The sequence below is a fragment of the Kitasatospora sp. NPDC048540 genome, assembly GCF_040651175.1.
Taxonomy (GTDB): domain Bacteria; phylum Actinomycetota; class Actinomycetes; order Streptomycetales; family Streptomycetaceae; genus Kitasatospora.
On sequence record NZ_JBEZIR010000015.1, the window covers coordinates 74,542 to 99,641 of the forward strand.

Genomic DNA, 25,100 nt, shown 5'->3' on the forward strand with positions numbered 1-25,100 from the left:
CAGGTCGTCGAACTGTGAGCACCCGCCCCGCCCGTATCCTTGGCGGGTGAGCACCACCGACCCCACCCCTGACAGCCACCTCCTGGGCGCCTCCGACATCCGGGAGCTGGCCGCCACGCTGGGCGTGAAGCCGACCAAGCAGCGCGGGCAGAACTTCGTCATCGACGGCAACACCGTCCGGCGCATCGTGCGGGCCGGCGGGGTCACCGCCGAGGACGCGGTGGTGGAGGTCGGGCCCGGGCTCGGCTCGCTCACCCTCGCGCTGCTGGAGGTCGCGGCGCACGTCACGGCGGTGGAGATCGACCCGCTGCTGGCCCAGCACCTGCCGACCACCATCGAGGCCCGGATGCCGGCCCGCGCCAAGGACTTCGACCTGGTCCTCAGCGACGCCATGGAGGTCACCGAACTGCCCGGCCCGGCGCCCACCGCGCTGGTCGCCAACCTCCCGTACAACGTCGCAGTCCCGGTGCTGCTGCACATGCTGGCCACCTTCCCCAGCATCGAGCGCACCCTGGTGATGGTGCAGAGCGAGGTCGCCGACCGGCTCGCCGCCAAGCCCGGCAACAAGGTCTACGGGGTGCCCTCGGTCAAGGCCAACTGGTACGCGGAGGTGAAGCGGGCCGGCGCGATCGGCCGCAACGTCTTCTGGCCCGCGCCCAACGTCGACTCCGGCCTGGTCTCGCTGGTGCGCCGCGAGCCGCCCGCCACCACCGCCTCCCGCCAGGAGGTCTTCGCGGTGGTCGACGCCGCCTTCGCCCAGCGCCGCAAGACGCTGCGCGCCGCGCTGGCCGGCTGGGCCGGCTCCCCGGCCGCGGCCGAGCAGGCGCTCGCCGGGGCCGGGATCGACCACAAGCTGCGCGGCGAGATGCTGACGGTCGAGCAGTTCGCCGCCATCGCCGAGCACAAGCCGAAGGCGGACGCACAGTGATCACGGTCAAGGTCCCCGCCAAGGTCAACGTCCAGCTGGGCGTCGGCGGCCTGCGCGCCGACGGCTTCCACGACCTGGCCAACGTCTTCTTCGCGGTCGCCCTCGGCGATGAGGTCACCGCCGCCCCCGGTGAGGGCGTCACGCTCACCTGCTCCGGGCCCGACGCCGCGCAGGTGCCGCTCGACGACACCAACCTGGCCGCCCGCGCCGCCCGGCTGCTGGCCGCCCGCCACGGCATCGAGCCGCACGTGCGGCTGCACATCGACAAGGCCATCCCGGTGGCCGGCGGGATGGCTGGCGGCAGCGCGGACGGAGCGGCCGCGCTGGTCGCCTGCGACGCGCTGTGGGGGCTGGACACCCCGCTGGAGACCCTGCTGGAGCTGGCCGCCGAGCTGGGCTCCGACGTGCCGTTCGCGCTGGTCGGCGGGGTCGCGCTGGGGCGCGGCCGGGGCGAGCTGCTGGAGCGGCTGCCGGCCAGCGGCACCTTCCACTGGGTGTTCGCGGTCGCCGACGGCGGCCTGTCCACGCCGGCCGTCTTCCGGGAGTGCGACCGCCTGCGGGACGAGGCCGGCACCGGCTCCACCGAGGCCGAGGTGCCCACCCCGGACGCCGACCCGGCCCTGCTCGCGGCCCTCGCCGACGGCGACCCGGTGGCGCTCGCCGAGGCGCTGGCCAACGACCTCCAGGCCGCCGCGCTCTCGCTGCGCCCCTCGCTCGCCGACACCCTGCGGGCCGGCACCGAGGCCGGCGCGCTGGCCGCCCTGGTCTCCGGCTCCGGCCCGACCTGCGCCTTCCTGGCCAAGGACGCGGAGGCGGCCGAGTCGGTCGCCCGGGCCCTGCTGGCCTCCGGCACCTGCCGCGCCGCCCACGCGACGTACGGCCCGGTCCCGGGAGCCGAGGTCAGCGCACCCAGGCCTTGAACGGCTCGGTGTCCAGCGCGATCCCGACCGGGTCCGGCAGTGCGACGGCCTTGCCGAACGGGCGGCGCACCAGGCTGACGTACGTGCCGTCCTCGGGCTCGCTGAACACCAGGACCTCGCAGCTGTCCCGGTCCACCAGCAGGTAGACCGGGATGCCGGTCTCCGCGTAGGCACGGGGCTTCTGGTCCCGGTCGCGGCGGTCGGTGTCGGTGTCGTACGAGGTCACCTCGACCACCATCAGGGCCCGCTCGGCGGAGGCCCACTCACCCTGGCCGGCGAAGCTGCCCTTCGGAGCGAGCGTGCCGTCCGGCTTGGCGTGGCCCTTGCGGTAGGTCTCCACCCGCAAGCCGCGCTCCGGGTACAGCCACAGGTCCGGGCGCTGCTGCATGCACTGCTCCATCACCCAGCGGATGATCTCGTCGTGGTCGCCGTCGGGCACCGCCTTGACTCCGATCCGCCCGTGGATGAACTCCATCCGGATGCCCTCACGCTCGGCCGCCAGAGCGATCCGTTCGAACTCCTCGGACAGCATCTGGGGCCGGTCCTCGATCGCGGTCACCGCACACCTCCGCCGTCGGGTTCGCCGTGTGACATTCGCACGGTACCGCGCCGGTGCACCGACCCGGGCCAGGTTGGGCGCCCACTAGGCTGGGGAGGTCGGGGCACTCCCCGCGTGCAGTCGATCCCAGGAGCGCAGCAGCAGTGGCCGTCAACCTCGCCACCATCGAGTCCGTCACCAAGGTCTACGGCACCCGCGCCCTGCTGGACGGGGTCAGCCTGGGCGTCAGCGAGGGCGACCGGATCGGTGTCGTCGGGCGCAACGGCGACGGGAAGACCACGCTGATCCGGATGCTGGCCAAGCTGGAGGAGCCGGACGGCGGGCGGATCACGCACTCCGGCGGGCTGCAGATGGCGGTGCTCACCCAGCACGACTCGCTGGACCCGAAGGCCACCATCCGGCAGGAGGTGATCGCCGGCCGGGCCGACCACGAGTGGCTCGGTGACGCCCGGATCCGCGACATCGTCCAGGGGCTGTTCGGCGGCCTGGACCTGCCCGGCTTCGAGCTCGGCCTGGACACCGTGATCGCCCCGCTGTCCGGTGGCGAGCGCCGCCGGATCGCGCTGGCCAAGCTGCTGCTCGGCGAGCACGACCTGGTGGTGCTGGACGAGCCCACCAACCACCTCGACGTCGAGGGCATCGCCTGGCTCGCCCGGCACCTGCAGCTCCGCCGCTCCGCGCTGGTCTGCGTGACCCACGACCGGTGGTTCCTGGACCAGGTCTGCACCCGGATGTGGGACGTCCAGCGCGGCGAGGTGCACGAGTACGAGGGCGGCTACTCCGACTACGTCTTCGCCCGGGCCGAGCGCTCCCGGATCGAGGCCACCGAGGAGCAGAAGCGGCAGAACCTGGCCCGCAAGGAGCTGGCCTGGCTGCGCCGCGGTGCCCCCGCCCGTACCTCCAAGCCGCGGTACCGGATCGAGGCCGCCAACGCGCTGATCGCGGACGTCCCGGAGCCGCGCGACAAGAGCGAGCTGATGAAGTTCGCCAACGCGCGCCTGGGCCGCACCGTCTTCGAGCTGGAGGACGTCACCGTCAAGGCGGGCCCGAAGCTGCTGCTGGAGAACCTCACCTTCAACCTCGGCCCCGGTGACCGGATCGGCCTGCTCGGCGTCAACGGCGCCGGCAAGACCTCGCTGCTGCGGGCCATGCAGGCGGCGTACGCCACCGACGGCGACGTGCAGCCCGCGTCCGGTGTGATCAAGGTCGGCAAGACCGTCCGGCTGGCGTACCTCTCGCAGGAGATCGCCGAACTGGACCCGGCGACCCGGGTGCTGCAGGCCGTCGAGCAGGTCCGCGGCCGGGTGGACCTGGGCAAGGGCCGGGAGATGAGTGCCGGTCAGCTGTGCGAGCAGTTCGGCTTCGGCAAGGACAAGCAGTGGACGCCGGTCGGCGACCTGTCCGGCGGTGAGCGCCGCCGCCTCCAGCTGCTGCGGCTGCTGATGGACGAGCCGAACGTGCTGTTCCTCGACGAGCCCACCAACGACCTCGACATCGAGACCCTCAACCAGCTGGAGGACCTGCTCGACGGCTGGCCCGGTTCGATGGTGGTGATCAGCCACGACCGGTTCTTCATCGAGCGCACCACCGACACCGTGCACGCGCTGCTCGGCGACAAGAAGCTGCGGATGCTGCCGAACGGCGTCGACGAGTACCTGGAGCGGCGGGCCCGGATGGCCGAGCAGGCGGCGCCCGCGCTCGCCCCGGCCGCCGCGGCGAAGCCCGCCGGTGACACCCGGGCGCAGAAGAAGGAGATGCAGAAGCTGGAGCGGCAGATCGCCAAGCTGGACCAGCAGGAGTCCAAGCTGCACTCCCAGCTCGCCGAGCACGCCGCCGACTTCTCCAAGGTCGCGGAGCTGGACGCCCAGCTGCGCAAGGTCAAGGAGGAGAAGGAGGAGCTGGAACTCGCCTGGCTGGAGCTGGCCGAGGAGGTCTGACGCCCCGTCCGGCGTCCCGGTCCCGGCCGGCCGGCAGAGCCCCGGCCGTGGTCAGCGGTCGCGGCGGAAGCGGCGGACCGTCTCGTAGCCGGTGGCCAGGACCAGGACGCCGGCTATCACCGCCCAGGCCATCGAGCCGCCCTGACGGTACTGCGCCAGGCCGAGGTCGAGCAGCAGCAGGCTCACCCCGAGGCCGGTGACCGCGATCAGGCGGTGGACCACGCCGTTGTCGTCGAACAGCTCGCCCATGTCCGCTCCCCTTCTGCTCCGGGAGCGCACACCATACCGCCGTCCGGGGCGGTGCGCACCACCCCCGGCGGGCGGCGGGAGGTACGCTCCCGAATCACCCCGGTGGCCGCTGTCCGCGCAGGTCAGCGGCCGAGCAGGGTGGGTGTCATGACGACCATCGACACCGCGCCCGAGCCCGCCCCGGCGGCCGGGTCCGGCGGGCTGCGCCGGGTGGCCGCGGCCGCGCTGACGGGCACCGCGATCGAGTTCTACGACTTCTTCATCTACGGCAGCGCCGCCGCGCTGGTCTTCGGCCGGGTGTTCTTCCCCGGACTCGGGCCGACCGGGGCGCTGCTGGCCGCCTTCTCGGTGTACGCGGCCGCGTTCCTGGCCCGCCCGCTCGGCGCGGTGCTGTTCGGCCACTTCGGGGACCGCGCGGGCCGCAAGGCCACGCTGGTGGCCTCGCTGCTGCTGATGGGCCTGTCGACGGCGGCGGTCGGTCTGCTGCCCGGGTACCGGAGTTGGGGCATCTGGGCGCCGGTGCTGCTCACCGTGCTGCGGCTGTGCCAGGGCGTCGGGCTGGGCGGTGAGTGGGGCGGTGCGGCGCTGCTGCTGGCCGAGTACGCGCCGGCCGGCCGCCGGGGACGGTACGGCGGCTTCCTGCAACTCGGGCCGTGCATCGGCTTCTTCCTGGCCACCGGGGCGTTCCTGCTGCTCGCCTGGTGGCTGCCCGAGCCGGCGTTCCTGGCGTGGGGCTGGCGGCTGCCGTTCCTGGCCTCGGTGCTGCTGGTGCTGGTCGGGCTGTTCGTCCGGCTGCGGATCGGCGAGACGCCGGTCTTCCGTGCGCAGCACGGCCGTTCGCGGGTGCCGGTGGCCGAGGTGGTGCGGGGGCACGGCCGGGTGGTGCTGCTCGGGGCGGGGGCGATCATGCTCGGCTACGGGCTCTTCTACCTCACCACCACCTACGCGCTGGCGTACGCCACCGGCGCCTTGGGGCTGGCCCGGACCCTGGTGCTGGCACTGCTGATGGCGGGCGCGGTGGTGATGGCCGCCACGGCCTGGTGGACGGCGTGCGCCGGGGACCGGTACGGCCGGCGGCGGCTGCTCGTGGTGGCGACGGTGCTCGGCTCGCTCTGGTCGCCGGCGCTGTTCCCGCTGCTGGAGACCGGCCGGACGGGGCCGGTGACGCTGGCGCTGGTCGGGTCGATGGCGGTGCTCGGCGCACTGCTGGGCCCGCTCGCGGCGTACCTGCCCGAGCTGTTCCCGACCCGGATCAGGTACACCGGCGCCGGGCTGACGTACAACCTGGGCGGGGTGCTCGGCGGCGCCACGGCGCCGCTGGTGGCGACCAGGCTGACCGCGGTGTACGGCAGCGCGGAGCCGGTCGGCCGGTACCTCGCCGGGCTCGGTGCGGTGTCGCTGCTGTGCCTGCTCGCACTGCCGGAGACCCGGGGGCACCGGCTGCTCGGGAGCCCGGTGGCGGCACCGCCGGCGCGGGGCTGAGCGGGCCGGCCGGGCGGCGGGCGGCGGGTGCGGAACCGATTTCACGTTTGGGCCGCGGACCCTGTAATGTCTTCCTCGTTGCACCGGCCCCTATAGCTCAGTCGGTAGAGCGTCTCCATGGTAAGGAGAAGGTCTGCGGTTCGATTCCGCATGGGGGCTCCGCAAGGAGTACGAAGGCCCTCGCCGCAAGGCGGGGGCCTTCGGCGTTCCCCGGTTCGGGTGGTCCCGCGGTACGTGACGCTGACGCGGCCTAGCGGTGCGGGCGCCGGATGCGCTGTGATGGTGCGTCAACGGTGGCCTGCTCTGCGGTCCGCGGTACGGGTGCGGGAGACGTGGGCCGGTCGCGCGCCGGTGGACGGGGACTGGGAGGGCGCCCATGGGCGTTCGGCTCGTGGTGGCGGACGATCACCGGCTGCTCGCCGAGGCGTTGGCGACGGCGCTGCACCAGCGCGGCCACCGGGTGCTGGCGGTCGGCGCCCCGGCGTCCTCGGTCGGTGAGCTGGTTGCCGGGTGCCGCCCCGAGGTGTGCCTGCTGGGGCTGACCGCGGGGAGCGCGGCGGGCCCGGCGGGCGGGGCCGCGGTGCCCGGGCCGCGGCGGGACGCCTTCGAGCCGCTGCGGCGGCTGCGGCGGGAGCGCCCGGAGATCTGCGTGGTGGTGCTCGGCCCGGTCGGTGAACCGGCGCGGGTGGCGGCCGCGTTCGCGGCCGGTGCGGCCGGCTACGTCCGCGGGGACGAGCGGATCGAGGTCGTGGAGCGGGCCATCGCCCGGGTGCGGGCCGGTGAGGCGGCGGTCGCCGTCGAGGTGCTGCGGAGCGCGTTCGAGCAGCTGCTGTGGCCGGCCGCGGAGCCGGACGACGAGGCGCTGCGGCTGCTGCGCCAGCTGACCCGGCGGGAGACCCAGGTGCTGGCGCGGATCGCGGAGGGGCAGGACACCGCCGCCATCGCGGCCGGGATGGGGATCGCCTCCAGTACGGCGCGCACCCATGTCCAGCGGGTGCTGATGAAGCTGGGTGCGCGGACCCGGCTGGAGGCGGCCGCGGTCGCGGCCCGGTCGGGGCTGCTGGAGCGCCTGCGCGGCGGGTAGCCGCACCGGGGGGAACCGTGTGAGGGCGGTGGCGACGGCCGTGGTGGTCCGGCTCGCCCCCGCCCTTCGGCATGTCTCGCCCGGCATGCCTCGCCATGAGACAAACTGTTGACTGGTGAGTGTTTGTGTTTGAAAATGTTCGGGCTAGCTTTCCTGGAAGGCGGAGGCCGTGAAGAAGACCACGACCAAACTCGCGGACGGCCGCGAACTCATCTACTACGACGAGGATCCGGACGCCCTGCGCGGCGCCGTGGACCAGCGTCCGCTCGAGGCCCCGGCCAGCCTGTCCGAGATCCGGCGCGACCCGGCCACCGGCGACTGGGTCACCGTCGCCGCCCACCGGCAGGCCCGCACCTACCACCCGCCCGCCGACCGGTGCCCGCTGTGCCCGTCCCGGCCGGGCCGCCCCGGTGAGATCCCCGGCTCCGACTACGACGTGGTGGTCTTCGAGAACCGCTTCCCCGCACTGGCCGCGGACAGCGCGGCCCACGTGCCCGAGCGCGCCGGGCCGCTGTTCGCCGGCGGCCCCGGCGAGGGCCGCTGCGAGGTGGTCTGCTTCACCGCCGACCACGACGCCTCGTTCGCCGACCTGTCGCCCGCCAAGGCACGCCTGGTGCTGGACGTGTGGACCGACCGGACCGCCGAACTGTCCCGCACCCCCGGCATCCGGCAGGTCTACTGCTTCGAGAACCGCGGCGCCGAGATCGGGGTGACCCTGGCTCACCCGCACGGCCAGATCTACGGCTTCCCGTTCACCACCCCCCGGACCGAGCGCATGATCGCCGCCGCCGCCCGGCACCGCGCCGCCACCGGCGGCAACCTCTTCGAGGACCTGCTCGCGGCCGAACGCGCCGACCCCGTCCGGGTGGTCCTGGCAGGCCGGCACTGGACGGCGTTCGTCCCGTTCGCCGCCCGCTGGCCGTACGAGGTGCACCTGTACCCGAACCGCCGGGTGCCCGACCTGACCGCGCTGGACGAGGCCGAACGGGCCGAGTTCCCCGGCGTGTACCTGGAACTGCTGCGCAGGTTCGACCGGCTGTTCACCGAACCCGCCCGGGCGGCAGGGGAGAATGGGCGCGCTGCACCGACGCCGTACATCGCGGCGTGGCACCAGGCGCCCGGACTCCGTGGTGAGGAGCTCGCGCTGCACCTGGAGCTGTTCACGATCCGGCGTACGGTGGGCAAGCTCAAGTTCCTCGCCGGCGTCGAGTCCGGCATGGACGCGTTCGTCAACGATGTGTCGCCCGAGGCGGCGGCGCAGCGCCTGCGGGAGGTCGCATCATGAGTAAGTACCTGGTCACGGGTGGAGCCGGTTACGTGGGCGGGGTCGTGGCCGCGCACCTGCTGGAGGCCGGACACCAGGTGACGGTGCTCGACGACCTCTCCACCGGCTTCCTCGACGGGGTGCCGCAGGGCGCCGAGTTCGTCCGCGGCCGGATCCAGGACGCGGCGGACGTGCTCGACCACAGCTTCGACGCGGTCCTGCACTTCGCCGCCTCCTCGCAGGTCGGCGAGTCCGTCGCGGACCCGGAGAAGTACTGGCGCAACAACGTGGCCGGCTCGCTGGAGCTGGTGGCCGCGATGCGCAAGGCCGGCGTGCGCAAGCTGGTGTTCTCCTCGACCGCGGCCGTCTACGGCGAGCCGGAGTCGGTGCCGATCGCCGAGACCGCCCGCACCGCGCCGACCAACACGTACGGCGCCACCAAGCTGGCCGTCGACCACCTGATCACCAGCGAGTGCGCCGCCCACGGCCTGGCCGCCGTGTCGCTGCGCTACTTCAACGTGGCCGGGGCGTACGGGGCGTACGGCGAGCGGCACGAGCCGGAGTCGCACCTGATCCCGCTGGTCTTCCAGGCCGCGCTCGGGCAGCGCCCGCACATCGCGGTCTACGGCGAGGACTACCCGACCCCCGACGGCACCTGCATCCGCGACTACATCCACGTCGCCGACCTGGCCGACGCGCACCTGCTCGCGCTGGACGCCGCCAAGGCCGGCGAGCACCTGATCTGCAACCTCGGCAACGGCGCGGGCTTCTCGGTCCGCGAGGTGATCGAGTCGGTGAAGCGCGTCACCGGCCGGGACATCCCGGTCCAGGTCGCCGGCCGCCGCCCCGGCGACCCGGCCGTGCTGGTCGCCTCCGCCGCCCGCGCCCACCAGGCGCTCGGCTGGACCCCCCGCCGCCCGGAGCTGGACGACATCGTCCGCGACGCCTGGAACTTCACCCTGGAGAACCGCGCATGACCGACTTCCAGTCCGTCTTCGGCGCCGCCCCGGAAGGGGTCTGGGCGGCGCCGGGCCGGGTCAACCTGATCGGCGAGCACACCGACTACAACGACGGGTTCGTGCTGCCGGTCGCCCTGCCGCACTCCGCGGTGGCCGCGGTCCGGCGCCGCGACGACGGCCTGCTGCGGCTGTACAGCGCCCAGGGCGACGGCCTGGTCACCGAGCTGAAGGCGGCCGAGCTGGACCCGGCCGCCGTCACCGGCTGGGCCCGCTACCCGGCGGGCGTGGTGTGGGCGCTGCGGGAGGCCGGGCACCCGGTCGGCGGACTGGACGTGCACATCGACAGTGACGTCCCCACCGGGGCCGGACTGTCCTCCTCGGCCGCGCTGGAGTGCGTGCTCGCCGCGGCCTGCAACGAGCTGTACGGACTCGGGCTGACCCCGGCGGAGCTGGCGCTGACCGCCCAGCGGGCGGAGAACGACTTCGTCGGGGTGCCCTGCGGGGTGATGGACCAGATGGCGTCCATGTGCTGCGCGGAGGGCGGCGCGCTGTTCCTGGACACCCGGGACCTCGCGCAGCGCCAGGTGCCGCTCGACCTGGCCGGGGCGGGGCTGCGGCTGCTGGTGGTCGACACCCGGGTCAAGCACGACCTGGGCGACGGCGCGTACGCCGGACTGCGGGCCGGCTGCGAGCGGGCCGCCGCGCTGCTGGACCTGCCCGCGCTGCGCGACCTGCCGCCGGCCGCGCTGGACGGCGCGCTGGTCCAGCTGCCGGCCGAACTGCGGCCGCTGGTGAGGCACGTGGTGACCGAGAACGCCCGGGTCGAGCAGGCCGTCGCCCTGCTGGACGCGGGCGACCTGGCCGGCCTCGGCCCGGTCCTGACCGCCGGGCACGCCTCGCTGCGCGACGACTACCGGGTCTCCTGCCCCGAGACCGACCTGGCGGTGGCCACCGCCGTCGCCGCGGGCGCGCTCGGCGCCCGGATGACCGGTGGCGGCTTCGGCGGCTCGGTGCTGGCGCTGGTCGCCGCGGCCCGGCTGGAGCAGGTCGCCGCGGCCGTGCTGGACGCCTTCGCCGAGGCCGGTCACACCACGCCGCGGGTCTTCCCGGCGGTCCCCTCGGCCGGCGCCCGCCGCCTGTCCTGAGCCCACCGGCAGGCCCGGGAGCGCCCGGGAGCGCCCGGGGGGCTTCGGCCTCCCGGCACGCCTTCACCCCGGCTCCCCGGCACCGCGACCCTCCCGACCTTCCCGACCCTCCCGGCCCGGCCCGGGTGCGGGAGGGATCCGAGGGACACCGTTCCCGCATCGCGTGGCCGGGGAGGTGGCGAACGCCCCGTCATCCGGCGGCGCGCCGCTCGCGTCCGAACGGCCCCGGCCGGGCCTGTCCCGACCCGCCCCGGGTGCGGAGTCCCGTCCGCCACTTGCGCGGACCAAATCCCCAGAGCACGGCGAAACTTCACCAAACCCCCACCCGCCCGTCCCCGTCCCCCGTACGCTGAGTCCCGGTACCGGTGGGGGCCGGAGCCGGAGCAGGGGGGAAGGACGATGGGGCGTATTCGCGTCCTGGTGGTGGACAGCCACCGGATCTTCGCCGAGGCGCTGGCCGCGGCGCTCGCGGGCGAGCCGGACGTGGACGTCGGCGCGGCCGGCACCGCCGCGGCGGCCGAGCGGGCACTCGAACGAGCCGTCACCGAGCACCGCGCGTACGACGTGGTGCTGATCGACGCCGATCTCGGTCCCGTCCCGCACACCCCTGCCCAGCGTCAGAACCCGTCCGAGGACGGGCCGTCCGAGCTCCGCCGGCCCGCCTACACGGTGCCGGTGCCACGGCGTCCCAGCCTTCTGCCGACCGCCCGCCCGCACCCGGCGGGCGGCCCCGCGCAGGCCGCCGGAGGTCCCGGGGCGGCCGCGGTCCGCCCGGTGCCGCAGTTCCACCGCGAGCCGACCCCGGCCGCCCCGGCCCGGGGCGCCGGCGACGGGATCTCCCTGGTGGCGCGGGTCTGCCGCAGCCACCCGGAGCTGCGCGCCGTGGTGCTGGCCGCCGCGGACGACCCGCACCGGGCCGTCCGCGCGCTGCACGCGGGCGCCAGCGGCTGGGTGGCGAAGGAGAGTTCGCTCGGCACCCTGATGACCGTGGTGCGCGGCGTCCTGCGGGACGAGACGCACCTGCCGCCCGCGCTGCTCACCGGCGTGGTACGGGAGTTGACCTCGGCCCGGCGCGACCGCTCGGAGAGCGAGCGGCTGGTCGCGGCGCTCACCCCGCGGGAGGAGGAGGTGCTGCGCTGCATGGTGGCCGGTCTCGGCCGGCAGGCGGTCGCCGAGCGGCTGTACCTCTCCCCGCACACCGTCCGTACCCATATGCAGAACGTGCTCGGCAAGTTGGGGGTGCACTCCACCCTCGCGGCCGTCGCGGTGGCCCGGCGGGCGGGGATCTCGCCGGCCGAGCCGCCGCTGCCGTCCGCACCCGCTCACACCGTCGCCTCGACCACAGGCCCCGGCGCCGGCTGACCAGCCCCCGCCACGCCCAGATACCGACTCCGTCAGGTCAGGGAAACCGGAGGACAGATGTCGCCGCACAGCAATGCCGCACGCCTGGATCCATTCACCGTGCGTGTTCCTCGGCAAGTCGACAGCTCGACAGGTCTGCGGACCCTGGTGATCGGTGCCGGTGCGGCCGGCTCCGCGCTGGTCCGCGACCTGGACCGGACCCCGGAGTTCGGGCTGACCCCGGTCGGCGTCCTGGACGACGACCCGGCCAAGGCCGGCACCGAGATCGACGGGGTGCCGGTGCTCGGCACCCTCGCCGAGCTGACCGAGCTGGCGGTGAAGCACCGGGCGCAGGTGGTGGTGCTCGCCATCCCGGGCCTGCCGCACCGGATGGTCCGTGCGCTCGCCACCGCCGCCGCGGCGGCCGGGGTCGCGGTCCGCTACCTGCCGTCGTTCCTGGCCGCGCTGCGCCGCGAGGTGGTCGGCTCCGACCTGCGCAGCCTGGACGTGAACAAGCTGATCGGCCGGGCCGAGGTGCACGTGGTCTCGCCGGACGTCCGGGCGGTGATCGAGGGCCGCCGGGTCCTGGTGACCGGGGCCGGCGGCTCGATCGGCAGCGAACTGTGCCGGCAGGTCAACGCGTTCGGGCCGGCCGCGCTGTACATGCTCGACCACGACGAGTCCAACCTGCACCGGCTGCAGCTGGAGATCTGGGGCGAGGCGCTGCTGACCGACGAGTCGCTGGTGATCGCGGACATCCGTGACCGGCGGCGGATCCAGCAGATCTTCCGCGACCTCAAGCCCGAGGTGGTGTTCCACGCGGCCGCCCACAAGCACCTGCCGCTGCTGGAGCGCCATCCCTCCGAGGCGGTCAAGTCCAACGTGCTCGGGACCGACAACCTGGTCGAGGCGGCGCTGGCCACCGGGGTGGAGCGGTTCGTGCTGATCTCCACCGACAAGGCCGCCGACCCGACCTCGGTGCTGGGTGCCAGCAAGCGGCTGGCCGAGCTGATCGTGCAGGCCAACGCCCGGGACGCGCGCAACCTGGGCACCGGGGTCTTCACCGCCGTCCGGTTCGGCAACGTGCTCGGCTCGCGGGGGTCGCTGCTGTCCGTGCTGGCCGAGCAGTTCCGCAGCGGCGGGCCGGTCACCGTCACCCACCCGGACGTCACCCGCTTCTTCATGACCATCGAGGAGGCGGTCGGGCTGGTCCTGGAGGCCGGCCGGATGGCCGAGGGCGGCGAGGTCTTCGTGCTCGACATGGGCGAGCCGGTGCGGATCGTCGACCTGGTGCACAACTTCGCCCGCCAGGTGCAGATGGAGGCGGAGGAGGTGGAGATCCGCTACACCGGTCTGCGGGCGGGGGAGAAGCTGAACGAGGCGCTGTTCTCCGAGCGCGAGGAGCGGCTGCCCACCGTGCACAGCCGGATCTACGCGACGGTGGCGGAGCACTCCGCCGTCCCGGAGGACCTGGCCGGCGGCCTGACCGGGCTGTACGAGGCGGCGGCCGACAACTCCGACCTCCAGGTCCGGGCCCTGCTGGCCGAGCTGCTGCCCGGCTACCGGACCCCGGAGGCCGCACCGGTGCCGGCGTTGAGCGCGCCGTACCCGGACGGTTTCTGACCGGGCCCCGGACCGGGCGTCCGGCGGGCTCCCGGCCGGCCGGGGGTCTCAGCCGGCCTGGTCGAAGGGGGCGGTGAGCTGGCGGAGCAGGTCGGCGAGCTCGCTCTGCCGCCCGGCGCTGAGCTGGGCGAGGATCTCGCGCTCGTGGGCGAGCAGGCCGGCCAGCGCCTGGTCGGCCTTGTCGCGGCCGTCGTCGGTGAGGCGGACCAGCACGCCGCGCCGGTCGTCCGGGTCGGGCAGCCGCTTGACCAGGCCCTTGCCGGTCAGCCGGTCGATCCGGTTGGTCATGGTGCCGGAGGTGACCAGGGTCTGGGTGAGCAGCTGGCCGGGGGAGAGCTGGTACGGGGAGCCGGCCCGGCGCAGCGCCGTCAGGACGTCGAACTCCCAGGGCTCCAGGCCGTGCTCGGCGAACGCGATCCGCCGGGCCCGGTCGAGGTGGCGGGCGAGCCGGCTGACACGGCTGAGCACCTCGAGCGGTTCGACGTCGAGGTCGGGGCGCTCTCGGCGCCATGCTGCGACCAGCCGGTCGACCTCGTCCTCCATGACGATCAGTGTATCGGTGGTTGTGTCGATGTGAAGTCTCTTGACATCAAGAGATAACAAAAGGCAGCCTGGGGTAGATATCTTGATGTCGAGATACTTTGCGAGGCCGCCATGACCACCTGGGACCCGGACCAGTACCTGCGCTACGCCGACCAGCGCACCCGACCGCTGTACGAGCTGCTCGGCCGGGTGCCCGTGCTCCCCGCCGCCCCCACCGTGCTGGACATCGGCTGCGGCCCGGGCAACTCCACCGCCGTGCTGCGCGAACGCTGGCCCGACGCCGACCTCACCGGCGTCGACAACTCCGCCGAGATGCTCGCCGCCGCCCGCGCCGAGGGCGAGCCGACCGCCGCCTACCTGCTCGCCGACGCGGCCGCCTACGACCCCTCGCCGGCCGCCCCCGACCTGATCGCCAGCAACGCCACCCTGCAGTGGATCCCCGACCACCTGGCCCTGCTGCCGCGCTGGGCCGGCGCGCTGCGGCCCGGCGGGGTGATCGCCCTCCAGGTACCGGGCAACTTCGACGCCCCCAGCCACACCCTGCTCGCCGAACTGCGCCGCAGCCCCCGCTGGCGCTCCGCTCTCGGCGCCGACCGCACCCGGGCCGGTGTCCCCGAGCCCGACGCGTACCTGCGCGCGCTGCTCGCGGCCGGCTGCACCGCCGACGTCTGGGAGACCACCTACCTGACCGTGCTCCAGGGCCAGGACCCGGTGCTGGAGTGGACCAAGGGAACCGCGCTGCGCCCGGTCCTCGGCCTGCTCACCGACCCCGCGCAGCGGGCGGACTTCCTGGCCGAGTACGCGGCGCTGCTGCGCGAGGCCTACCCGGCGGGGGAGGGCGGCACGGTCTTCCCGTTCCGCCGGATCTTCGCGGTCGGCGTGCGCCGCTGAGCCGTCCGTACGGGCGGCGGCGCGCTCAGGAGGAGCCCGGCATCGCCGGGTGCCGGCCGAGCAGCACCACGCCCACCACGATCGCCACCAGACCCGCCGCCTGCCCGGCCAGCGCCGCCGGGGTGACCCGGACCTGGTCGCCGAGGAACCCCACCGCGCAGGCGATCCCGGTCAGCGGCTGCGCGGCGGTCAGCGCGGGCAGCGACATCCGCAGCGGCGCCGCCTCGAAGGCCGACTGCACCAGCAGCAGCCCGAACACCCCGATCGCCAGCACCGTGTACGGCTGCCAGGTGACCAGCACCCCGCCCACCCCGGCCGTGTCCAGGTCCTGCGCGATCGAGCGGGTGAGGGCGTCCTGCAGCCCGTACAGCAGGCCGGCGGCCAGTGCCAGCAGGGTGGCCTCCTCCAGCAGCGGCAGCCGCCGGGCCACCCCGACCAGCAGCAGGGCCAGGCCCGTGACGATCCCGAAGACCAGCCAGTAGCGCAGTTGGCTGTCGGGCGGCTCACCGCCCTGCGGGCGGCCCGCGGCGATGAAGGTCGTCACCCCGGCGGCGATCAGCGCCACGCCGCCCCAGCCGGAGCGGCCCAGCGACTGGCCGGTGAGCACCCGGGCCAGCAGCATCGCGAAGACCAGGCTGGTCGCCAGCAGCGGCTCCACCAGGGAGACCTCGCCGTGGTCCAGCGCCAGGGCGCTGAGCACCTGCCCGCCGACCATGAAGGCGATCCCGAGCAGCCAGTCCGGCATCTTCACCAGGTCGAGCAGCAGCCGCCAGTGCAGCAGGTCGTCGCGCGGGGCGCGCTGGGCGGCGTGCTGCTGGAGCACGAATCCGAGCCCCAGGCAGCAGGCGGCGCCGATCGCCAGGAGGAAGACCAGCAAAGGGTCACCATCTCCTCAGGGCCGTTCAGCCCTTCCGGTCGCCGACCAGCTTGGGGTGCCGCTCCAGGCCCTCCAGGCCGTGCCAGGCGAGGTTGACCAGGTGGGCGGCGACCTCCGCCTTCTGCGGCTTGCGCACCTCCAGCCACCACTGGCCGGTGAGCGCCACCATGCCGACCAGCATCTGCGAGTACATCGGCGCGAGCCGGGGGTCGAAGCCCCGGGACTTGAACTCCAGCCCCAGGATGTCCTCCACCTGGACCGCGATGTCGCTGATCAGCGACGCGAAACTGCCGGTGGACTGGGCCACCGGGGAGTCCCGGACGAGGATCTTGAAACCGTCGGTGGAGGTGTCGATGTAGTCCATCAGGGCGAACGCGGCCTGCTCCAGCAGTTCGCGCGAGTGCCCGCCGGTGAGCGCCCCGGTGACCATGTCCAGCAGCAGCTGCATCTCACGGTCGACCACGACCGCGTACAGCCCCTCCTTGCCGCCGAAGTGCTCGTACACCACCGGCTTGGACACCCCGGCCCGTTCGGCGATCTCCTCCACCGAGGTGCCCTCGTAGCCCCGCTCGGCGAAGACCGAGCGGCCGATCTCCAGCAGCTGCTCGCGCCGCTGCTTCCCGGTCATCCGCACCCGTGCACGGCTCTTGCCGCCGCGGGCCGGCGCGGTGGAGCGGGTGCGGGCGGGTGCCGGGCCACCGTCCTGCGTCCGCGAGGTGCGATGGCCGGCCGCGCTGTCTCCGTTGCTCCCGTTCACCCCTACATCATGCTTCAGCGCACGCCTCATGCGGTGCGGCGGGCGGCGATCCGCTCCGTACTGGGCCAGCGGACGTCCTTCGCCCAGCCCGCCTTCTCGAACCAGCGGATCAGCCGGGCCGAGGAGTCGATCTGCCCGCGCAGCACGCCGTGCCGGGCCGAGGTCGGGTCCGCGTGGTGCAGGTTGTGCCAGGACTCGCCGCAGGAGAGCACGGCCAGCCACCAGACGTTGCCGGACCGGTCGCGGGACTTGAACGGGCGGGCGCCGATCGCGTGGCAGATCGAGTTGATCGACCAGGTGACGTGGTGCAGCACCGCGATCCGCACCAGGGTGCCCCAGAAGAACGCGGTCAGCGCGCCGTGCCAGCTCATCGTGGCCAGCCCGCCGACCAGCGGCGGCAGCAGCATCGAGACCAGCGTGAAGAGCCAGAACAGCCGCGAGATCCGCCGGATGTCCGGGTCGTTGACCAGGTCGGGGGCGTACTTGTGCTGCGGGGTCTGCTCCTCGTCGAAGAGCCATCCCATGTGGGCCCACCACAGGCCCTTGAGCAGCGCGGGCACGCTCTCGCCGTAGCGCCACGGCGAGTGCGGGTCGCCCTCCTTGTCGCTGAACCGGTGGTGCTTGCGGTGGTCCGCCACCCAGCGCACCAGCGGGCCCTCGACGGCCAGGCTGCCCGCGACGGCGACGGCGATCCGCAGCGCCCGGTTGGCCTTGAACGAGCCGTGGGTGAAGTAGCGGTGGTAGCCGATGGTGATGCCGTGGCAGGTGAGGAAGTACATCGCCGTGGCGATGGTCAGATCCAGCCAGCCCAGCCCCCATCCCCAGGCGACCGGCACGGCGGCGACCACGGCGAGGAACGGGACGGCGATGAAGATCCCTATGGTGACGCGCTCGACGAGGCCCTGCCGGTCCCCGCTCATGGTCGCGGTCGGCGGTACGACGGCGGGGTCCGCAGCCTGCGGGCGCGCTTCGTCGGCCTGAATGGTCATGACGGTCCTTGGGGGGCGAAGCCGGTACCTACGTAGCCGTAACTTACGGCATCGTAGGTTCTGTCGCCGCCGAAGGGAAGACGTGTCGCAGCCGCCCCGGACGGGTGGCGGACAACCGCCATAGTGGTGGAGCTGAGGGCGTGAAACCCGTAGGGTGTGCTTGCCATCCCCGGTTGCTCTGCTGGCACGGGCGCCCAGACTTTGAATCTGGTCTTCGCAGGTTCGATTCCTGCCCGGGGAGCCCCTTCGCCCTCCCCCGCGGTGCTTCGACCCCGGGCCGGTGTCCCCCGACACCCGGATATCCTCTGAGCTGCCGAACGAGGCCGTGCGGGCCACGTCCGGCTGCCTCCCCTCCCTCACCGTGACCGACCGAGGAGCCTCCAGCGTGAGTGCCAACCAGACCGCTGCCGTGATCGTGCTCGCCGCCGGTGGCGGAACTCGGATGAAGTCCAAGGCACTGCCCAAGGTGCTGCACCCGATCTGCGGCCGGACCCTGGTCGGGCACGCGGTCAGCGCCGCGCAGGAACTGACCCCCGGGCAGCTGGTGGTCGTGGTCGGTCACATGCGCGAGCTGGTCCAGCAGCACCTCGCGGACGAGTACCCGGGCGTGCGCACCGCCGTCCAGGCCGAGCAGAACGGCACCGGCCACGCGGTGCGCACCGCGCTGGAGGCGCTGGCCGCCGACGGCGTGCAGCTGGACGGCACGGTGATCGTCACCACCGGCGACGCCCCGCTGCTGACCGGCGCCACCCTGGCCGCCCTCGCCGAGGCGCACACCACCCAGGGCAACGGCGTCACCGTGCTCACCGCCGTGGTGCCGGACGCCGCCGGCTACGGCCGGATCCTGCGCGAGGCGGACGGCCAGGTGGCCGCGATCGTCGAGCACAAGGACGCGACCGACGAGCAGCGCGCCATCGCCGAGATCAACTCCGGCGTCTTCGCCTTCGACGCCAAGCTGCTCGCCGAGGCGCTCGGCCGGCTCGGCACGGACAACGTGCAGGGCGAGGAGTACCTCACCGACACCCTGGCGATCCTGCGCACCGCCGGCCACCGGGTCGGCGCCGTGGTCGCCGCCGACTACCGGGACATCGTCGGCATCAACGACCGGGTCCAGCTGGCCGAGGCCCGCCGGATGCTGAACGACCGGCTGCTGGAGCGGGCGATGCGGGCCGGCGTCACCGTGGTCGACCCCGCCTCCACCTGGTTCGACGTCCAGGTCGGCTACGAGCCGGACGCCGTGGTGCTGCCCGGCACCCAGCTGCACGGCGCCACCCACCTCGGCGAGGGCTGCGAGGTCGGCCCCAACACCACGCTGACCGACACCCTGGTCGGCGCGGGGGCGCACGTGAGCAACACCACGGCCGTCGGCGCCGAGATCGGCGAGCTGGCCTCGGTCGGCCCGTACGCGTACCTGCGCCCGGGCAGCAGGCTGGCCCGCAAGGCCAAGGCCGGCACCTACGTCGAGATCAAGAACTCCGAGCTCGGTGAGGGCGCCAAGGTGCCGCACCTGTCGTACATCGGCGACGCCACCATCGGTGAGGGCAGCAACATCGGCGCGGCCTCCGTCACGGTCAACTACGACGGGGTGAACAAGCACCGCACGGTGATCGGGGCGCACTGCCGCACCGGCTCGGACAACATGTTCATCGCCCCGGTGACGGTGGGTGACGGTGCTTACACCGCGGCCGGCTCCGTGGTGACCAACGACGTCCCGGCCGGCGCCCTCGGCGTGGCCCGGGCGCAGCAGCGCAACATCGCCGGCTGGGTGGCCCGCAAGCGCCCCGGGACGGCCTCCGCCCAGGCCGCCGAGGCCGCCGGGACGCCCGGGACGGGTGAGGCGGGCCAGGCCTAGGCCGGGCGGGTGCCGATCTTGCGGAGTGGTCCCGGGGCGGACGCTTTCCGGCGGGGCGCGTAACCTGGAGTACATACGTGCGCCACTGGGCTTCTGTCCGCGCCTCGGCGTACTCCCAATCCCCCGCCCACCTGCCCGCCCGGGTCCTGCCCGGGTGCGCCCGGGCGGGTCCATGTGCGGCAGCAACGCGAGGAGACGGTGCAGTGAGCGGGATCACGACGTCGGGTGAGAAGAAGCTCAAGCTCTTCTCCGGCCGTGCCCACCCTGAGCTGGCGGCGGAGGTGGCAGCGGAACTCGGGACGGAACTCGTCCCGACCAAGGCCCTGGACTTCGCCAACGGCGAGATCTACGTCCGCTTCCTGGAGTCCGCGCGCGGCGCGGACTGCTTTGTGATGCAGAGCCACACGGCTCCCATCAACCAGTGGATCATGGAACAGCTGATCATGATCGATGCTCTGAAGCGGGCCTCCGCCCGGAGCATCACCGCGATCCTGCCGTTCTACGGCTACGCCCGGCAGGACAAGAAGCACCTCGGCCGCGAGCCCATCTCGGCCCGGCTGATCGCCGACCTGCTGGCCCAGGCCGGCGCCGACCGGATCATGGCGGTGGACCTGCACACCGCGCAGATCCAGGGCTTCTTCTCCGGCCCGGTGGACCACCTGTTCGCGCTGCCGGTGCTCTGCGACTACCTCGGCGAGAAGGTCGACCGCTCCAAGCTGACCATCGTCTCGCCGGACGCCGGCCGGGTGAAGGTCGCCGACCAGTGGTCGGACCGGCTCGGCGCCCCGCTGGCGATCATCCACAAGCGCCGCGACATGAGCCAGGCCAACACCATCCTGTCCGCCGAGGTGGTCGGTGACGTCAAGGACCGGGTCTGCGTCCTGGTCGACGACATGATCGACACCGCCGGCACCATCTGCGCCGCCGCCGACGCGCTGTTCGAGAACGGCGCCGCCGACGTGATCGTCGCCGCCACCCACGGCGTGCTCTCCGGCCCGGCCGCGGACCGCCTGAAGAACTCGCGGGTCAGCGAGTTCGTCTTCACCAACACCCTGCCGACCCCGGCCCAGCTCCAGCTGGACAAGGTCACCACCCTCTCCATCGCCCCGTCGATCGCCGCGGCGATCCGCGAGGTCTTCGAGGACGGCTCGGTCACCTCCCTGTTCGAGGGCGTGCACTGACCTCCGGTGCCGTCGACCGGCCCCCGGCGCAGCCCGCGCCGGGGGCCGATTTCATGGTTGACGTGCAGTGCGGTTAGACTCGTGAGACTGCTCGGCGAGGGATGCCGTGTGCCCGTGCGGGTGCCGCATCCGTGATCGACGCGCCGGTCCGACCGCAGTCCGGTCGTGACCTCCCGTCATCCGCCGCCGAGCGTCCCCCCGAACGTACTTGAGGGTGTGGCCCGGCGGTTTTCTGTTGTCGCCTGCACCCGTCGCCAGCTTTTACGAGGAGTGCAGTCGTGTCCGAGATCCGCCTTGCCGCCGAGACCCGCACCGAGTTCGGCAAGGGTGCCGCCCGTCGCGCCCGTCGTGCCGGTTTCGTCCCCGGTGTCGTCTACGGCCACGGCCACGCCCCGGTCCACCTGAACCTGCCGAGCCACGACCTGATGATGGCGCTGAAGACCCCCAACGCGCTGCTGGTCGTGCCGATCGAGGGCAAGGACGAGTTCGTGCTGCCGAAGGCCGTCCAGCGTGAGGCCATCAAGCGCACCATCGAGCACGTCGACCTGCTGCTGGTCAAGCGTGGCGAGAAGGTCACCGTCGAGATCCCGGTCCTGACCGAGGGCGAGCTGGCCCCCGGCGGCAACCTGCTCGAGCACGTGCTGAACGCGCTGCCGATCGAGGCCGAGGCCACCCACCTGCCCGAGTCCGTGACCGTCTCGGTCGAGGGCCTGGAGGCCGGTGCCTCGATCACCGCCGGTGACATCGAGCTCCCCAAGGGCGCCACCCTGGCCGTCGAGGCCGACACCGTCGTGCTGCAGGTCATCGGCGCCCAGGCCTCGCAGGCCGACGCCGACGCCGAGGCCGCCGAGGCCGAGGCTGCCGAGGCCGGCACCGAGGCCTGAGCCTCGCGCTGAACGCACCCGACCGCTGCCCCGGTCCGCCCCCTCGCGGGGCGGCCGGGGCAGCGGCGTGTCCGCCTCCGGGCGGGAGGGCCCCCGGCGCACGGCGGTCGCGGATAATGGGGGCCGAACAGATCGACAGCGAGCGGAGAGCGGCAGCATGAGCACGGCGGCGGACGAGTACACGGGCCCCTGGCTGGTGGTCGGGCTGGGCAACCCCGGCGACGGCTACGCCCGCAACCGGCACAACATCGGCTTCATGGTGGCCGACCTGCTGGCCGAGCGGATCGGCGCCCGGTTCAAGGCCCACAAGAGCCGGGCCCAGGTCGCCGAGGGCCGCCTGGCCGGGAAGCGGGTCGTCCTGGCCAAGCCGATGACCTTCATGAACCTCTCCGGCGGCCCGACCACCGCGCTGCGCGACTTCTACAAGGTGCCCACCGCCGGCATCGTCGCCGTCCACGACGAGCTGGACCTGGACTACGCGGCCCTGCGGCTGAAGACCGGCGGCGGCGACAACGGGCACAACGGGCTGAAGTCGCTCACCAAGTCGCTCGGCCCCGACTACCACCGGGTGCGCTGCGGCATCGGCCGCCCGCCGGGCCGGATGGAGGTCGCGGACTTCGTGCTCAAGGACTTCTCCGCCACCGAGCGCAAGGACCTGGACTGGTTCGTGGACCGGGCGGCCGACGCGGTGGAGGCGCTGCTGTCGGAGGGCCTGGAGCGCGCCCAGAGCACGTACAACTCCTGATGGCGAGTCAGTTTCCTTGGCCTCGAGCGACGCACGGTACACAACGGTCGTGCAACGCTTTGGGGGACGGAAGCTGAAACCGGGTCAGCGGCGCCCGGCCCTTCGATACGGTCAGCTCTGTACGAAGGGGTTGAGAGGCCGATTCTGGGGGTAAAGGCTGTGGTTCGCTCACGGGGTGTCCGGGTGGGGCGCGCTGCCGGCGGGGCGGTACTGTGCCTGGCTGCCTGCGGACTGGCCGGCCAGTCCGCACACGCGGCCGAGTCGACCGACGCCCCCTCGACGGCCCCGGAACCCGCGGCCGCCCAGCTGATCCCGCCCGCCACCGGCTCGGTCGGCGGCTCCGCCGGCCTGTACGCGGTCGGCGGCGGTCTGGTGGTGGCGGCCGGCGGGGCCGCGACCTGGCTGCGCCGCCGCCGGGCCGGCCGGCCGACGACGTTCTGACCGGGCGCGCGAAGCCCCGGCACCGCGAAGCCCCGGCATGCGGAAGGGACCGGCCCCGCGGGGCCGGTCCCTTCCTGCGTCACCGCCCGTCCGGCGTCAGCCGGTGTTGCGCAGGCCGGCCGCGATGCCGTTGACCGTCAGCAGCAGGGCGCGGGCCCGCAGCGGGTCGTCCGCCCGGTTCTGCTCGGCCATCTCGCGCTGCCGGCGCAGCAGCGCGACCTGGAGGTAGGAGATCGGGTCGAGGTAGGCGTCCCGGACGGTGAAGGTCTGCTTGAGCACCGGGTTGTGCTCCAGCAGCTCGCTCTCGCCGGTCAGCCGGAGCACCTCGCGCAGGGTCAGCTCGTGCTCGGCCACGATCTGGTCGAAGACGTGGTGCAGCTCGGCCGGGACCAGCTGCTCGACGTAGTGGCGGGCGATCCGCAGGTCGGTCTTGGCCAGCGTCATGGCGACGTTGGACAGGAAGTTCTGGAAGAAGTGCCACTGGCCGTGCATCTCGTCCAGCACGTCGCCGAGGCCCGCCGCGCGGGCGGCGGCCAGACCCGAGCCGACGCCGTACCAGCCGGGCACGATCTGCCGGGACTGGGTCCAGCCGAACACCCACGGGATGGCCCGCAGACCGTCCAGGCCGGCGCCCGAGTCGGGGCGGCGGGACGGGCGCGAGCCCAGGTGCAGCGAGGCCAGCTGGTCGACCGGGGTGGCCGCGAAGAAGTACTTCGGCAGGTCCTCCTGCTCGACCAGGGTCCGGTACGCGGTGTGCGCGGCCTCGGAGACCTGGTCCATCGCGGCGTCCCAGCGGGCCAGCTCCTCGGGCGCCTGGCGCGGTGCGGTGTGCAGTGCGGAGGCGGCCAGCGTGGCCGAGATGGTGAGTTCCAGGTTCTCCCGGGCCAGCGAGGGCAGCAGGTACTTGTCGGAGATCACCTCGCCCTGCTCGGTGACCTTGATCTCGCCCTCCAGGGTGCCCCAGGGCTGGGCCAGGATCGCCTCGTGCGAGGGGCCGCCGCCGCGGCCGACGGTGCCGCCGCGGCCGTGGAACAGCCGCAGCCGGATGCCGTACCGGTGGGCGACGTCGCGCAGCCGGCGCTGGGCCCGGTGGATCTCCCACTGGGAGGTGGTGATGCCGCCGAACTTGGAGGAGTCCGAGTAGCCGAGCATGACCTCCTGGATGTCCCCGCGCAGCGAGACCAGCAGGCGGTAGGACGGGTCGGAGAGCATCTCGTCCAGGATCCGGTCGGCCTCCTGGAGCTCGTCGGTGGTCTCCAGCAGCGGCACGATGCCGATCTTGGCGATGCCCGCGTGCAGGTCGATCAGCCCGGCCTCGCGGGCCAGCACGGCGGCGGCGAAGACGTCGTCGGCGCCCTGGCACATCGAGATGATGTAGCTCTCGACGATCTCGTCGCCGAAGCGGTCGAAGCCCTCGCGGATGGTGTTGAAGACGCCGAGCGTCTTGGTGCCCGCCGCGTCGAGCGGGGCCGGGGTCGGCGCCAGCGGGCGGCGCGAGCGCAGCTCCTTGGAGAGCAGCCGCTGGCGGTACTCGCGCGGCATGTCGGTGTAGCGCCAGGCCTCCTCGCCGAGCCGGTCGAAGAGCTGGCCGAGCGCGTGGTGGTGGGCCTCGGCGTGCTCGCGCACGTCCATGGTGGCCAGCTGGAGGCCGAACGCCTCGATGGTGCGGATCGCCCGGGCGAGCCGGCCGTCCGCGATCAGCTGGCCGCGGTGGCCGCGCAGCGAGTCCTGGATCAGCTTGAGGTCGGTGACCAGCTCGCGGGTGCCGACGTAGTCCCGGCCCGGGACGTGCGGGGTGCCGGCGGCGAGGCGCTCGCGGGTGTTCTCCAGCTTGAGCCGCACGCAGGTGGCCTTCAGCCGGTACGGCTCCTCGGCGTTCATCCGCTTGTAGCGCGGGCTCAGCTCGGGCAGCACCGCGAGGTCGGCGTCCAGCGACTCCAGCAGTTCGGCGGAGGCGCCGGCGAGGCGGACCGAGGTGGACAGCGCGGCCCGCAGGTCGTCGACGGCGGCCAGCGCGTCCTTGATGCCGTACTCGTGCTGGAGGTTGAGCACGTCCCAGGTGACGGCCGGGGTGACGTTCGGGTTGCCGTCCCGGTCGCCGCCGATCCAGGTGCCGAAGGTCAGCGGGCGCACGCCCTCGGGCAGCGTCAGACCGACCCGGGCCAGCTCCTCGTGCAGCTCCTCCAGCACCTCGGGGACGGCCTCGCGGTACAGCTCGTCCAGGTAGTAGACGGCGTTGCGGGCCTCGTCGGTGGGCTCCGGGCGGGCGATCCGCAGCTCGTCGGTCTGCCAGAGCAGGTCGATCACCTCGGCGAGCCGGCGGTCGGCCTGCCGCTTGGCGGAGGAGTGCCGCACCGGGTCGGAGGTGGACAGGCCGGAGGCGACGTGCTCGCGGTGGATCCGCTCCAGCAGCTCGCCGACCCGGCGGAGCTTGTTGAGCACGCTGCGG

The 25,100-nt window shown here is 73.4% G+C and carries 23 protein-coding genes and 2 tRNA genes; 18 read left to right on the forward strand and 7 right to left on the reverse strand.

The window, feature by feature from the left end:
* Window positions 1-46 precede the first annotated feature (46 nt).
* Window positions 47-928, forward strand: coding sequence for a 16S rRNA (adenine(1518)-N(6)/adenine(1519)-N(6))-dimethyltransferase RsmA (rsmA, locus tag AB0D08_RS09155; RefSeq protein ID WP_033819909.1), 882 nt, complete (start codon window positions 47-49; stop codon window positions 926-928).
* On the forward strand, window positions 925-1,848 hold the full coding sequence (locus AB0D08_RS09160; RefSeq protein WP_359887227.1) for a 4-(cytidine 5'-diphospho)-2-C-methyl-D-erythritol kinase: 924 nt from the start codon (window positions 925-927) through the stop codon (window positions 1,846-1,848). The genes rsmA and AB0D08_RS09160 overlap by 4 nt, the downstream gene beginning before the upstream one ends.
* On the opposite strand, the gene AB0D08_RS09165 is transcribed toward AB0D08_RS09160, so the two are convergent.
* Window positions 1,829-2,407, reverse strand: coding sequence for a Uma2 family endonuclease (locus AB0D08_RS09165; RefSeq protein WP_033819911.1), 579 nt, complete (start codon window positions 2,405-2,407; stop codon window positions 1,829-1,831). The two genes, AB0D08_RS09160 and AB0D08_RS09165, sit on opposite strands and share 20 nt — an antisense overlap.
* A 143-nt stretch (window positions 2,408-2,550) precedes the next feature.
* Here AB0D08_RS09165 and AB0D08_RS09170 point away from each other — a divergent pair, with 143 nt between their 5' ends.
* Window positions 2,551-4,344 (forward strand): ABC-F family ATP-binding cassette domain-containing protein, encoded by a 1,794-nt coding sequence (locus AB0D08_RS09170; protein ID WP_033819912.1) that lies wholly within the window; start codon window positions 2,551-2,553, stop codon window positions 4,342-4,344.
* 51 nt (window positions 4,345-4,395) lie between these two features.
* Here AB0D08_RS09170 and AB0D08_RS09175 read toward each other — a convergent pair whose 3' ends face one another.
* Window positions 4,396-4,593, reverse strand: coding sequence for a hypothetical protein (locus AB0D08_RS09175; RefSeq protein ID WP_033819913.1), 198 nt, complete (start codon window positions 4,591-4,593; stop codon window positions 4,396-4,398).
* 147 nt (window positions 4,594-4,740) lie between these two features.
* On the opposite strand from AB0D08_RS09175, the gene AB0D08_RS09180 reads away from it, so the two are divergent.
* The 8 genes from AB0D08_RS09180 to AB0D08_RS09215 all read left to right on the forward strand — a co-directional run bounded on the left by AB0D08_RS09180 (window position 4,741) and on the right by AB0D08_RS09215 (window position 13,491).
* Window positions 4,741-6,075, forward strand: coding sequence for an MFS transporter (locus tag AB0D08_RS09180; protein ID WP_359887231.1), 1,335 nt, complete (start codon window positions 4,741-4,743; stop codon window positions 6,073-6,075).
* 86 nt (window positions 6,076-6,161) lie between these two features.
* Window positions 6,162-6,234 (forward strand) — tRNA-Thr (locus AB0D08_RS09185).
* Window positions 6,235-6,451: 217 nt separating this feature from the next.
* Window positions 6,452-7,159 (forward strand): LuxR C-terminal-related transcriptional regulator, encoded by a 708-nt coding sequence (locus AB0D08_RS09190; protein WP_033819914.1) that lies wholly within the window; start codon window positions 6,452-6,454, stop codon window positions 7,157-7,159.
* A 169-nt stretch (window positions 7,160-7,328) separates the two neighbouring features.
* A complete protein-coding gene (gene galT / locus AB0D08_RS09195; protein WP_033819915.1) occupies window positions 7,329-8,444 on the forward strand; it encodes a galactose-1-phosphate uridylyltransferase in 1,116 nt (371 codons plus the stop codon).
* Complete coding sequence (gene galE / locus AB0D08_RS09200) at window positions 8,441-9,400, forward strand: UDP-glucose 4-epimerase GalE (protein WP_033819916.1); 960 nt, start codon at window positions 8,441-8,443, stop codon at window positions 9,398-9,400. Before galT ends, galE begins: the two co-directional genes overlap by 4 nt.
* On the forward strand, window positions 9,397-10,527 hold the full coding sequence (gene galK / locus AB0D08_RS09205) for a galactokinase (protein ID WP_359887234.1): 1,131 nt from the start codon (window positions 9,397-9,399) through the stop codon (window positions 10,525-10,527). Before galE ends, galK begins: the two co-directional genes overlap by 4 nt.
* A gap of 399 nt (window positions 10,528-10,926) precedes the next feature.
* The gene (locus tag AB0D08_RS09210) at window positions 10,927-11,889 is read left to right on the forward strand and encodes a response regulator transcription factor (protein ID WP_359887235.1); all 963 of its coding nucleotides are present in this window, start codon (window positions 10,927-10,929) and stop codon (window positions 11,887-11,889) included.
* Window positions 11,890-11,988: 99 nt separating this feature from the next.
* Window positions 11,989-13,491 (forward strand): nucleoside-diphosphate sugar epimerase/dehydratase, encoded by a 1,503-nt coding sequence (locus AB0D08_RS09215; RefSeq protein WP_233289198.1) that lies wholly within the window; start codon window positions 11,989-11,991, stop codon window positions 13,489-13,491.
* Window positions 13,492-13,539: 48 nt separating this feature from the next.
* Here the strand turns inward: AB0D08_RS09215 and AB0D08_RS09220 are convergent, their stop codons facing one another.
* Window positions 13,540-14,034, reverse strand: coding sequence for a MarR family transcriptional regulator (locus AB0D08_RS09220; protein ID WP_033822755.1), 495 nt, complete (start codon window positions 14,032-14,034; stop codon window positions 13,540-13,542).
* A gap of 111 nt (window positions 14,035-14,145) precedes the next feature.
* Between AB0D08_RS09220 and AB0D08_RS09225 the strand changes: the two genes are divergently transcribed.
* Window positions 14,146-14,925 (forward strand): methyltransferase domain-containing protein, encoded by a 780-nt coding sequence (locus AB0D08_RS09225; RefSeq protein WP_359887238.1) that lies wholly within the window; start codon window positions 14,146-14,148, stop codon window positions 14,923-14,925.
* A 25-nt stretch (window positions 14,926-14,950) separates the two neighbouring features.
* Here the strand turns inward: AB0D08_RS09225 and AB0D08_RS09230 are convergent, their stop codons facing one another.
* The 3 genes from AB0D08_RS09230 to AB0D08_RS09240 are packed head-to-tail and all read right to left on the reverse strand — an operon-like array spanning window position 14,951 to window position 17,548.
* On the reverse strand, window positions 14,951-15,802 hold the full coding sequence (locus AB0D08_RS09230) for a DMT family transporter (protein WP_033822757.1): 852 nt from the start codon (window positions 15,800-15,802) through the stop codon (window positions 14,951-14,953).
* A gap of 25 nt (window positions 15,803-15,827) precedes the next feature.
* Window positions 15,828-16,559 (reverse strand): TetR/AcrR family transcriptional regulator, encoded by a 732-nt coding sequence (locus AB0D08_RS09235; RefSeq protein WP_033822758.1) that lies wholly within the window; start codon window positions 16,557-16,559, stop codon window positions 15,828-15,830.
* 26 nt (window positions 16,560-16,585) lie between these two features.
* Complete coding sequence (locus tag AB0D08_RS09240) at window positions 16,586-17,548, reverse strand: fatty acid desaturase (RefSeq protein WP_359887240.1); 963 nt, start codon at window positions 17,546-17,548, stop codon at window positions 16,586-16,588.
* A gap of 166 nt (window positions 17,549-17,714) precedes the next feature.
* Between AB0D08_RS09240 and AB0D08_RS09245 the strand changes: the two genes are divergently transcribed.
* The 6 genes from AB0D08_RS09245 (at window position 17,715) to AB0D08_RS09270 (ending at window position 22,651) form a co-directional block, all read left to right on the forward strand.
* Window positions 17,715-17,789 (forward strand) — tRNA-Gln (locus AB0D08_RS09245).
* Between the two features lie 144 nt (window positions 17,790-17,933).
* Window positions 17,934-19,400, forward strand: coding sequence for a bifunctional UDP-N-acetylglucosamine diphosphorylase/glucosamine-1-phosphate N-acetyltransferase GlmU (gene glmU / locus AB0D08_RS09250; RefSeq protein WP_359887242.1), 1,467 nt, complete (start codon window positions 17,934-17,936; stop codon window positions 19,398-19,400).
* 203 nt (window positions 19,401-19,603) lie between these two features.
* Window positions 19,604-20,581 carry a ribose-phosphate diphosphokinase gene (locus tag AB0D08_RS09255; RefSeq protein ID WP_033822761.1) on the forward strand — a complete coding sequence of 326 codons (978 nt, stop codon included), beginning with the start codon at window positions 19,604-19,606 and terminating at the stop codon, window positions 20,579-20,581.
* A gap of 278 nt (window positions 20,582-20,859) precedes the next feature.
* Complete coding sequence (locus AB0D08_RS09260; RefSeq protein WP_033822762.1) at window positions 20,860-21,465, forward strand: 50S ribosomal protein L25/general stress protein Ctc; 606 nt, start codon at window positions 20,860-20,862, stop codon at window positions 21,463-21,465.
* A 157-nt stretch (window positions 21,466-21,622) separates the two neighbouring features.
* On the forward strand, window positions 21,623-22,210 hold the full coding sequence (gene pth / locus AB0D08_RS09265; protein ID WP_033822763.1) for an aminoacyl-tRNA hydrolase: 588 nt from the start codon (window positions 21,623-21,625) through the stop codon (window positions 22,208-22,210).
* Between the two features lie 183 nt (window positions 22,211-22,393).
* Window positions 22,394-22,651: a hypothetical protein gene (locus AB0D08_RS09270; RefSeq protein WP_033822764.1), complete on the forward strand. Its 258-nt coding sequence runs from the start codon at window positions 22,394-22,396 to the stop codon at window positions 22,649-22,651.
* Between the two features lie 96 nt (window positions 22,652-22,747).
* Here AB0D08_RS09270 and AB0D08_RS09275 read toward each other — a convergent pair.
* On the reverse strand, window positions 22,748-25,100 hold a 2,353-nt coding region (locus AB0D08_RS09275), incomplete at its 5' end, for a phosphoenolpyruvate carboxylase (RefSeq protein WP_359887247.1).

What these genes read in the sequence shown, in the direction of transcription:
- AB0D08_RS09175 (WP_033819913.1), bottom strand. Translation starts at nt 4,593, where the DNA reads ATGGGCGAGCTGTTCGACGACAACGGCGTGGTCCACCGCCTGATCGCG.
- AB0D08_RS09180 (WP_359887231.1), top strand. Translation starts at nt 4,741, where the DNA reads ATGACGACCATCGACACCGCGCCCGAGCCCGCCCCGGCGGCCGGGTCC.
- AB0D08_RS09190 (WP_033819914.1), top strand. Translation starts at nt 6,452, where the DNA reads ATGGGCGTTCGGCTCGTGGTGGCGGACGATCACCGGCTGCTCGCCGAG.
- galE (WP_033819916.1), top strand. Translation starts at nt 8,441, where the DNA reads ATGAGTAAGTACCTGGTCACGGGTGGAGCCGGTTACGTGGGCGGGGTC.
- galK (WP_359887234.1), top strand. Translation starts at nt 9,397, where the DNA reads ATGACCGACTTCCAGTCCGTCTTCGGCGCCGCCCCGGAAGGGGTCTGG.
- AB0D08_RS09210 (WP_359887235.1), top strand. Translation starts at nt 10,927, where the DNA reads ATGGGGCGTATTCGCGTCCTGGTGGTGGACAGCCACCGGATCTTCGCC.
- AB0D08_RS09220 (WP_033822755.1), bottom strand. Translation starts at nt 14,034, where the DNA reads ATGGAGGACGAGGTCGACCGGCTGGTCGCAGCATGGCGCCGAGAGCGC.
- AB0D08_RS09225 (WP_359887238.1), top strand. Translation starts at nt 14,146, where the DNA reads ATGACCACCTGGGACCCGGACCAGTACCTGCGCTACGCCGACCAGCGC.
- AB0D08_RS09240 (WP_359887240.1), bottom strand. Translation starts at nt 17,548, where the DNA reads ATGACCATTCAGGCCGACGAAGCGCGCCCGCAGGCTGCGGACCCCGCC.
- pth (WP_033822763.1), top strand. Translation starts at nt 21,623, where the DNA reads ATGAGCACGGCGGCGGACGAGTACACGGGCCCCTGGCTGGTGGTCGGG.